Genomic DNA, 10,201 nt, shown 5'->3' with positions numbered 1-10,201 from the left:
GAACCCGCGCTACCGCCTTGAGAGGGCGGCGTCCTAGGCCGCTAGACGACGGGGCCAGGACACGCTTTATGCATGTTTATTCTTTGCACTTCAGGAGCAACCTTGCAGGCTGTTCTTTGGAAGCTCAGCAAGCTTAGCTTGCTTGAGTCCGGCTGCAAAATCGACCGGATTTTCGCTGGGGTACCAGGACTCGAACCTAGAATGGCTGTACCAGAAACAGCTGTGTTGCCAATTACACCATACCCCAATGAATTACTTCATTGCCTAGCTGCCTTGCAGTCTTACTTGACCTTGCTCGCTCCGCTTCGCTGTTGTGCTCGGCGGCTCGTCTCCGGCCGAAAAGAAGATTACCAGTACCCCTGCCCCAAACACCAAATCGTATGGTCAGAGCTACTTTTTCACCCTTTTTCGGCCGGAGACCACCCAAACTAGGCGGTTACCGCTGCCCTACCGGCGCGCAAACGGGCGATAGACACGTCGCGACCGAGCAGTTCCATCGACTCGTAGAGCGGAGGGCTGATGTGAGAGCCGGTGATCGCCACCCGCACCGGCGCAAACGCCTTGCGCGGTTTGAGCTCCAGATCCTCGATGAGCGCCTTCTTGAGTGCTTCCTCGACAGCAGCTGTCGTCCACGACTCGATCGCCTCGAGCGCGGCAATAGATGCGTCCAGAACCGGACCCGCATCTTCCTTCAAGTTCTTGGCTGCCGCGGCCGGATCGAGTTCGAACGACGCTTCGTCGACGAACAGGAACTTCAACAGGTCCCAGGCGTCGGACAGAACCACGATGCGGGTCTGGACGAGGTCTGCGGCAACCGTGAACGTTGCTTCGTCCACGTCGTCACCGATGTGACCCTGGTCGACCAGGAACGACTTCAGCCGCGCCGCGAAATCAGCCGGCTCGAGCAACCGGATGTGCTCGGCGTTGATCGCGTCGGCCTTCTTCTGGTCGAACCGTGCCGGATTGGAGTTGACCTTGGAGATGTCGAAGGCCGCCACCATCTCGTCGATCGAGAAGACGTCGTGGTCGTCAGCAATGCTCCAGCCCAGCAGCGCCAGGTAATTGAGCAGGCCCTCGGGAATGAACCCGCGGTCACGATGAATGAACAGGTTGGACTCGGGGTCACGCTTGGAGAGCTTCTTGTTGCCCTGGCCCATCACGAAGGGAAGGTGACCGAAGGCCGGGGTGAAGTCCGCGACACCGATCCGGATCATCGCCTCGTACAGAGCCAACTGACGCGGAGTCGACGAGAGGAGGTCCTCGCCACGCAGAACGTGCGTGATCTTCATCAGTGCGTCGTCGACGGGGTTGACCAGTGTGTAAAGGGGAATGCCGTTGCCGCGCGTCAACGCGAAGTCAGGCACGGTTCCGGCCTTGAACGTGGTCTCGCCGCGAACCAGGTCGTTCCACGTCAGGTCATGGTCAGGCATCCGTAAACGGACTACCGGCTTACGACCCTCGGCAATGTAGGCCGCGCGCTGCTCATCGGTGAGATCCCGATCGAAGTTGTCGTAACCGAGTTTGGGGTCGCGTCCGGCCGCCTTGTGCCGAGCTTCCACCTCTTCGTTGGTCGAGAACGACTCGTAGGCCTCACCGGCTGCGCGCAGCTTTGCGACGACGTCGAGATGCAGATCACGACGCTCCGACTGACGGTACGGCGCGTGGGGTCCACCGACCTCCGGGCCCTCGTCCCAGGTCAGACCGAGCCAACGCAAGGCATCGAGGATTGCCTGATAGGACTCTTCACTGTCTCGCTGGGCATCGGTGTCTTCGATGCGGAACACGAAGGCTCCACCGTGGTGTCGTGCGAACGCCCAGTTGAACAGGGCGGTGCGCACCAGACCCACATGCGGGGTTCCAGTAGGTGACGGACAGAAACGGACGCGTACTTCGCTGTTGGTCATGGCTCACTTGGCTCGGCGATGATGGATGGTCATAGTACAGATTAGTCCCGTCGACTAACTGCAATGCGCGACTCAACGCCCGGGAAGGGTGTTCATACGGCTTGTGTCGCCGTCGTAGTACGCAAGGAGTCGTTTGTCCATGATCCTGCGCCACAGCGGCGGCACCCAGGCACAGACGATCATGACGGCGTAGCCGGCGGGCAACTGCGGCGCATCCGGGGCGCTGCGCAGGCTTTGATAGCGCAGACGCGGATTCGCGTGGTGATCACTGTGGCGCTGCAACTGATAGAGGAACAGGTTGCTCACCACGTGATCGCTGTTCCAACTGTCTTCCGGCGAGCATCGGACGTAGGAACCGTCGTCGCGCTTGCCACGCAGCAAACCGTAGTGCTCGAGATAGTTCGCGGTTTCGAGGAAGGTGAATCCGGCGATGGCTTGCACGGCAAGCCACGGTGCGATCTCCCAGCCGAAGACTGCGATGAGACTGCCGAACAGCACCACGCTCATCGCCCAGCCATTGAGGATGTTGTTCTTGTACGTCCAGGTCCGCAGACCCTGACGTTCGAGGCGGGCACGTTCGATCCGCCAACCCGAGCGCAGACCGCCGAAAACACTCCGCGGCAGGAAGAACCAGAAATTTTCGCGGTATCGCGAACTCGCCGGATCTTCGGGGGTTGCCACCCGGACGTGATGCCCATGATTGTGCTCGACGTAGAAATGCCCGTAGAAGGACTGGGCCAGCGCGATTTTTGCGAGCCACTTCTCGAGCTTCTGACTCTTGTGACCCATCTCATGTGCCGCGTTGATGCCGACACCGGCAACAACTCCGACGGTCATGGCAAGGGCGAACTTCTCCCCCGCTGCCATCGGCGAGTTCACCCAGCACCAGCACGCGAACACGAGCCCGATGAACTGCAGCGGAAGGAACAGGTACGTGCACCAGCGGTAGAAGCGATCCTCTTGCAACTCGGGAATCTTCTCGTCCGGCGGACTGTTTCCGTCCTCGCCGGCCAGCAAGTCGATGAGCGGAATGACGATGACGATCAACCATGCCCCGACTGCCCAGAACAAACCCAAGCTCAACTTCTCCACCAGGAACCAGGCTGCGAACGGACTCAACGGCACCAGTAGACCCAGTGGCCACAAATAGCGCTTTTTGTCCCGCCACACAGGCGCGTCAGCCTTGGCCGGGCGCGGCGACCGAGTTCGATGATCAGATGCAAAGGCACCCATTGGCCACCGCTTCCATTTCCGAAACTTCATGAATACCCCACCGGTATCAATCCAGCTATCGGTCAGACTACGGGCAGACGTTACAGAAACGGAAGTCATGTTACCGAACAGTTAAATTGCCCGACTCATCACCAATGTGAAGTTCACTAAACCTAAAGATGCAGGTAAATTGACCATTCCACCTTGTCGGTATCTGAAATTTCGATAACCTACACCAAAGATGTGATGCGCGGTACACCAAGAGGGAGCCACCAAATCGGACTCGAGCGACTTTTCAGCTATCAGAATAGACGGCCACAAACTACCCTGATACGACAAACGCTCGACCGGGAATCCCCGGTCGAGCGTTATGAACGTGTGCCGTCAGCGCTTGGCAATCACCGGGTTGGTCAACGTGCCGATACCGGAGACGGTCACCGATACGGAGTCACCGTCGACGATCGGACCGACGCCTGCCGGAGTACCGGTGAGAATGACATCACCCGGCAGCAGTGTCATCACTGCAGACACCCATTCGATGATCTTGGGAATGTCGTGCAGCAGAAATGCAGTGCTGCTGTCCTGCTTCACCTGCCCGTTCACCTCGGTCTTGATGTCGACGTCCGACGGATCGAGCGCCGTCTCGATCCACGGACCGAGCGGACAGAACGTGTCATGCCCCTTCGCGCGGGTCCACTGACCGTCATGACGCTGGTGATCGCGCGCCGACACGTCATTGGCAACGGTGTAGCCGAGGACGACGCCCAATGCCTTGGCAGCCGGAACATCCTTGCACGGCTGACCGATGACGATCGCGAGTTCACCCTCGTAGTGCACTTCGGTTGAGCTGGGCGGCAAGACAATTGGCGCACCCGGACCCACGATGGAGGTATTCGGCTTGAGGAAGATCACGGGATCGGCCGGTGCCTCGCCGCCCATCTCGGCAACATGATCCGCATAATTCTTGCCGATACAGATCACCTTGCTGGCAAGGATCGGTGCGAGGAGACGCACATCGGCTAGTGGCCAACTACGGCCTGTAAAGGTGGGATTCCCGAAGGGGTGCTCGGCAATTTCCTTGGCGACGAGGGCATCCTCGTCACCTTCGATACTGACAAACGCAACACCATCGGGACTGGCAATTCGACCAAGACGCATGGGTGCAAGTCTATCGGGACCGCGCAAACGACTGACGCGCGCAAGCCGTAAGGCCTGCGCGCGTCAGTGGAGAGCATTCACACCATGAGACTGGTCACTACAGTGCTGCGGTGATCCGGTCGCCGATCTCCGTCGTGGAGATGGGGCCGTCGCCACGCGAAGCCAGGTCAGCAGCAACAACAGCCTCGATCCGAGCAGCGTCAGCCTCGCGGCCGAGGTGACGAAGTAGGAGTGCAGCAGACAGGATCGCTGCCGTCGGATCTGCAATTCCCTTGCCGGCGATATCCGGGGCACTGCCGTGCACAGGCTCGAACATCGACGGGTTGGTGCCCGACGCATCGATGTTTCCGCTTGCGGCCAAACCGATTCCACCGGTCACAGCGCCGGCGAGGTCAGTGATGATGTCACCGAACAGGTTGTCCGTGACGATGACGTCGAAGCGCGACGGATCGGTGACCATGTAGATGGTGGCGGCGTCGATGTGGCAGTACGCGGTCTCGACATCCGGGTACTCGGCGCCGACAGTTTCCATTGCGCGCGTCCAGATCGCTCCCGCGTTGGAGAGCACGTTGGTCTTGTGGATCAGCGTGAGGTGCTTGGAACGAGTCCGTGCCAACGCAAAGGCGTAGCGGACGACACGCTCGGCGCCGAACCACGTGTTGATCGAGACCTCGGTGGCGATTTCGTGATCGGTGCCGACGCGGATCGCTCCACCGTTGCCGGTGTACGGGCCTTCGGTACCTTCACGAACCACGACGAAGTCGATCTCGGGCTTCGCTGCGAGCGGTGACGTGGATCCCGGGTACTGCTGTGCCGGACGGAGATTCACGTGGTGATCGAGCTGGAATCGCATGTTGAGCAGCAGTCCACGCTCGAGGATGCCGGGCGCGACAATTCGCGGATCGCCGATGGCGCCCAACAGGATTGCGTCGTGCTGACGAATCTGGTCGAGCTCGTCTGCGGGGAGCAGTTCACCGGTTGCGTTGTAGCGACGGGCACCGAGGTCGTATTCGGTGGTCTCGAGGTCCGGAACCAACTTGCCGAGCACCTTGAGTGCCTCAGCTGTGACCTCGACACCGATTCCGTCACCGGGAATGACCGCAAGCTTCATTGAATCCTCATATCTGTAGAACTGTGCGCCTTCACCAACCGCCGAGGGTTGATGAAGGCGCACAGTGAGAAACAACAATCAGGAAAGGTCTACCTGGGCCACGCGAGCATCGAGCTGCGAAACGATTGCCTCGACCTCGGCATCGGCAACTACCTTGTCGACGCGGAGGATGACCGTTGCACCTTCGCCTTCGGCGTCCTGGCTCAATGCTGCAGCCAGGATGTCGATGCCGGCGTTACCGAGAACGGTACCGAGAATACCGAGGACACCCGGACGATCGCTGTAGTGCGCGATGATGTTGTGGCCCTCGGCACGCAGGTCGAAGCTGCGGCCGTTGATGTTGACGATCTTCTCGACCTGATGGAGGCCGGTGAGTGCACCCGTGACGGAGGTTACGGTGCCGTCAGCGGTAACCGCACGAACCTCGACAGCGCTGCGGTGAGCGAGTGCCTCGGAGTGCTTTTCGACCGACACGGTCACGCCGCGCTGCTCGGCCAGGGCCGGTGCGTTGACGAACGTGACGGCTTCGTCGCTACTCGCGGAGAAGACACCGCGGAGTGCTGCGAGGCCGAGAATGTCGACGGTTTCTGCGGACAGCTCGCCTGTGGCGACAACCTGAACCGTCTGGACTGCCTCGGGAGAAAGCGTTGCCGTGAGCAGACCGAGCTTGCGGACAAGCTCGAGCCACGGAGCGACTTCTTCGCCAACCGGACCACCGGAAACGTTGACGGCCTCGGGAACGAATTCACCGGCGAGTGCCAGGAGAACGCTCTTCGCGACGTCGATGCCGGCACGGTCCTGAGCTTCGGACGTCGAAGCGCCGAGGTGCGGGGTGACAACAACGTTGTCGAGCTCGAAGAGCTTGGAATCGGTGCACGGCTCGGTGTTGAACACGTCGAGGCCGGCGCCGCCGACCTTGCCGGAGACCAAAGCGTCGTACAGTGCGTCTTCGTCGATCAAGCCGCCACGAGCAGCGTTGACGATGATGACGCCGTCCTTGGCGCGGGAGAGACGCTCGGCGTTGATCAGGCCGGCCGTTTCCTTGGTCTTGGGGAGGTGCACGGAGATGAAGTCCGCACGCTCGACCAGCTCGTCGATGGTGACCAGTTCGATGCCGAGCTGCGCTGCGCGCGCTGCAGGCAAGTAGGGGTCGTACGCGATGATCGTGGTCTCGAAAGCAGCGAGACGCTGAGCGAACAGCTGGCCGATGCGGCCAAGGCCGACGACGCCGACAACCTTGTCGCGGATCTCGACGCCGTTGAACTTGCTTCGCTTCCAGGTGTTCTCGCGCAGGGTCTTGTCTGCGGCGGGGATCTGACGAGCCGTCGCCATGAGCAGCGCTACGGCATGCTCGGCAGCGGAGTGAATGTTGGACGTCGGTGCGTTGACGACCATCACGCCGCGCGCGGTGGCTGCGGGGATCTCGACGTTGTCCAGGCCGACACCGGCGCGGCCGATGATCTTCAGCTTGGTGCCGGCGGCCAGAACCTCGGCGTCGACGGTGGTGGCGGAACGTACGAGAATCGCGTCGGCCTCGGGCACAGCTGCGAGCAGAGCAGCGCGGTCGGGTCCGTCGACCCAACGCACCTCCACACCGTCGCCCAGTGCCTCAACTGTGGACGGCGCGAGTTTGTCGGCGATCAGAACAACGGGGCGGCCAGGCTGGCTCACGTGCAAACTCCCTGATTAGGTGGGTGTGGGGGTGGTTTAACCCCCCGTAGTTTAGTGCGCGCCGACTCGGTATCCACAACTCGGTAGGCAATACCACATAGTGGACACTTTCGCGGGCGAATTCGTAGGCGAGAATTTTGCGGGGTCCGGTGGACCCGAAAAACAACTCCGGCCCAATGCCGCGCCGGTCCAAGACAATTGGACCGGCGCACCATCAGGCCGGAGTCAATGACAAGCTGAAACAGCGTTATTACGCGGTTTCGGTGATCGGACGATCGACCCAGCTCATCAGGTCGCGCAGCTTCTTGCCGGTGACCTCGATGGGGTGCTCGGCGTTAGCCTTGCGCAGGCCTTCGAGTTCGGTGTTGCCGTTCTCGACGTTGGCAACCAGACGACGGGTGAACTCGCCGGACTGGATGTCGGCCAGGATCGCCTTCATGCGCTCCTTGGTGCCGGCGTCGATGACGCGCGGTCCGGAGAGGTATCCGCCGAACTCAGCGGTGTCGGACACCGAGTAGTTCATGCGGGCGATGCCGCCTTCGTACATGAGGTCGACGATGAGCTTGAGCTCGTGCAGAACCTCGAAGTACGCCATCTCGGGTGCATAGCCGGCCTCGACCATGACCTCGAAACCGATCTTGACCAGTTCCTCGGTGCCACCGCAGAGAACAGCCTGCTCGCCGAAGAGGTCCGTCTCGGTCTCTTCCTTGAACGTGGTCTTGATGACGCCGGCGCGCGTTCCGCCGATGCCCTTCGCGTAGGACAGAGCGAGGGCCTGGCCCTCACCCTTCGGGTCCTGATCGATGGCGATGAGCGCGGGAACGCCCTTGCCGTCGACGAACTGGCGACGCACCAGGTGGCCGGGGCCCTTGGGAGCAACCATGCCGACGGTGACGAACTCCGGAGCCTTGATCAGGTCGAAGTGAATGTTCAGGCCGTGGCCGAAGAACAGCGCGTCGCCGTCCTTCAGGTTGGGCTCGATGTCATTGGTGAAAATGCTCGCCTGAGCGGTGTCCGGTGCGAGCACCATGATGACGTCTGCCCATGCGGAAACCTCGGCCGGCGTGCCGACCGTCAGGCCTGCTTCTTCTGCCTTGGCGCGGGACTTGGAGCCGTCCTTGAGGCCGATGCGAACATCGACACCCGAGTCACGCAGGCTCAGCGAATGCGCATGGCCCTGGCTTCCGTAGCCGATCACAGCAACCTTGCGGCCCTGAATGATCGACAGATCGGCATCGTCGTCGTAGAACATCTCGACTGCCACAGTTCTCAACCTCTCCTTGGATTTTTACGTGTCTAAAAGTACTAGCGGGTGGCCGTGATCGACTTCGGCCCTCGACCGACTGCCACGACCCCGGACTGAACGATCTCCCGGATACCGTACGGATCAAGCATCCGCAGCAGTGCATCCAGCTTGGACCGTGTACCGGTCGCCTCGATGGTGACGGACTCCGGAGAGACGTCGATCACCTTGGCGCGGAACAGGTTCACCGTTTCGATGACCTGGGTGCGCACACTTGCGTCTGCGCGCACCTTGATGAGCACGAGCTCGCGAGCGACGGAAGCTTCGCCGTCCTGCTCGACGATCTTGATGACGTTGATCAGCTTGTTGAGCTGCTTCGTCACCTGCTCGAGGGGGAACTCGTCGACGGTGACGACGATGGTCATACGTGAGATCTCGGGGATCTCGGTGCCTCCCACCGCGAGGGATTCGATATTGAATCCGCGGCGGGAGAACAGTGCGGAGACGCGAGCCAGCACGCCTGGCTTGTCCTCGACGAGAACACTGAGGGTGTGACTGGTGCTCACTTCTGATCCTCCCCTGCACCCGCGGCGGGTCCGGCTTGCTCGCGCGTCATGGCTTCATGGATGACGGCGGGTTCGGCTACTGCCTCGTCGTCGTCGAACAGCGGCCGGATGCCCCGGGCCGCCATGATTTCGTCATTGCTCGTTCCGGCGGCGACCATCGGCCACACCTGGGCGTCGGCGGTGACGATGAAGTCGATCACGACAGGCTTGTCGTTGATCGACTGCGCCTCACGGATCGCAGCCTCGACGTCTTCTTCACGCTCGACGCGAATTCCATGGCAGCCCAATGCTTCTGCGAGCTTCACAAAGTCCGGGATGCGGATCGCACCGTGCGTACCGAGGTTGGTGTTGGAGTAACGCTCGTCGTAGAAGAGCGTCTGCCACTGACGAACCATGCCGAGGTTGCCGTTGTTGACGAGGGCAACCTTGATCGGGATACCTTCGAGCGCGCAGGTGGCAAGTTCCTGATTGGTCATCTGGAAGCAACCGTCGCCGTCGATGGCCCACACCTCGGTATCGGGCATACCCATCTTGGCGCCCATAGCCGCGGGAACCGCGTAACCCATGGTGCCGAGTCCGCCCGAGTTGAGCCACGTGCGCGGCTTCTCGTAGCTGACGAACTGCGCGGCCCACATCTGATGCTGGCCGACGCCGGCGCAGTAGATGGCATCCGGTCCGGCGAGCTTGCCGACAGTCGAGATGACGAACTCCGGGCTCAGCTTGCCGTCGGTAGGACGGTCGTAGCTCAGCGGGTAGGTACGACGGATGTCGTTCAGGTACGCCCACCATTCAGCGAGATCGAAGGTGGTGCCCGTCGCCATGTCGGCACGGATCGCCTCGATGAGCTCGGTGATGACCTCTTTGCAGTCGCCCACGATCGGGACGTCTGCGTAGCGGTTCTTACCGATCTCCGCCGGGTCGATATCGGCGTGGATAACCTTGGCGCCGGTGGCAAAGGAACTCAGCTGCCCAGTGACGCGGTCGTCGAAACGCGCACCGAGGGTGATCAACAGGTCACTTCGCTGCAGTGCTGCGACAGCGGCAACGGTGCCATGCATGCCGGGCATGCCGCAATTGAGGTCGTGACTGTCCGGGAATGCGCCGCGGGCCATCAGTGTGGTTACGACGGGGATTCCGGTCAGCTCAGCCAATTCGAGCAGCTCGGGTGAGGAATTCGACTTGATGACACCTCCGCCGACATAGAGGACCGGAGCCTTGGCGTCGGCGATCAGACGTGCGGCTTCGCGAACCTGCTTGCCGTGCGGCTTCGTGACCGGACGGTAGCCGGGCAGACGCATCTCCGGCGGCCACGAGAACGTGGTCTGCGCCTGGAGGA

8 protein-coding genes and 1 tRNA gene are annotated in these 10,201 nt (G+C 61.4%); all 9 read right to left on the bottom strand.

The window, feature by feature from the left end:
• Positions 1–175: 175 nt before the first annotated feature.
• Positions 176–247, bottom strand: a tRNA-Gln gene (locus tag QM600_RS27880).
• A 181-nt stretch (positions 248–428) separates the two neighbouring features.
• The gene (gene gltX / locus QM600_RS27875; protein ID WP_283264996.1) at positions 429–1,904 is read right to left on the bottom strand and encodes a glutamate--tRNA ligase; all 1,476 of its coding nucleotides are present in this window, start codon (positions 1,902–1,904) and stop codon (positions 429–431) included.
• A 72-nt stretch (positions 1,905–1,976) separates the two neighbouring features.
• The gene (locus QM600_RS27870; RefSeq protein WP_283264995.1) at positions 1,977–3,137 is read right to left on the bottom strand and encodes an alkane 1-monooxygenase; all 1,161 of its coding nucleotides are present in this window, start codon (positions 3,135–3,137) and stop codon (positions 1,977–1,979) included.
• A gap of 363 nt (positions 3,138–3,500) precedes the next feature.
• On the bottom strand, positions 3,501–4,274 hold the full coding sequence (locus tag QM600_RS27865) for a fumarylacetoacetate hydrolase family protein (RefSeq protein WP_283264994.1): 774 nt from the start codon (positions 4,272–4,274) through the stop codon (positions 3,501–3,503).
• Between the two features lie 97 nt (positions 4,275–4,371).
• A complete protein-coding gene (locus QM600_RS27860; protein ID WP_283264993.1) occupies positions 4,372–5,385 on the bottom strand; it encodes a 3-isopropylmalate dehydrogenase in 1,014 nt (337 codons plus the stop codon).
• 78 nt (positions 5,386–5,463) lie between these two features.
• Positions 5,464–7,056, bottom strand: a complete 1,593-nt coding sequence (serA, locus tag QM600_RS27855) for a phosphoglycerate dehydrogenase (RefSeq protein ID WP_283264992.1) — start codon at positions 7,054–7,056, stop codon at positions 5,464–5,466.
• Between the two features lie 250 nt (positions 7,057–7,306).
• Complete coding sequence (gene ilvC / locus QM600_RS27850) at positions 7,307–8,308, bottom strand: ketol-acid reductoisomerase (protein WP_176459722.1); 1,002 nt, start codon at positions 8,306–8,308, stop codon at positions 7,307–7,309.
• Between the two features lie 53 nt (positions 8,309–8,361).
• Positions 8,362–8,865, bottom strand: coding sequence for an acetolactate synthase small subunit (gene ilvN / locus QM600_RS27845; protein ID WP_003944718.1), 504 nt, complete (start codon positions 8,863–8,865; stop codon positions 8,362–8,364).
• On the bottom strand, positions 8,862–10,201 hold a 1,340-nt coding region (locus QM600_RS27840; RefSeq protein WP_283264991.1), incomplete at its 5' end, for a thiamine pyrophosphate-dependent enzyme. The genes QM600_RS27840 and ilvN, both read right to left, overlap by 4 nt.

Origin of the sequence: Rhodococcus sp. IEGM 1379, assembly GCF_030056815.1 — a bacterium.
Taxonomy (GTDB): domain Bacteria; phylum Actinomycetota; class Actinomycetes; order Mycobacteriales; family Mycobacteriaceae; genus Rhodococcus_F.
Note: the sequence above shows the minus strand (reverse complement) of the source record. Positions and strands in the feature narration are given on the sequence as shown.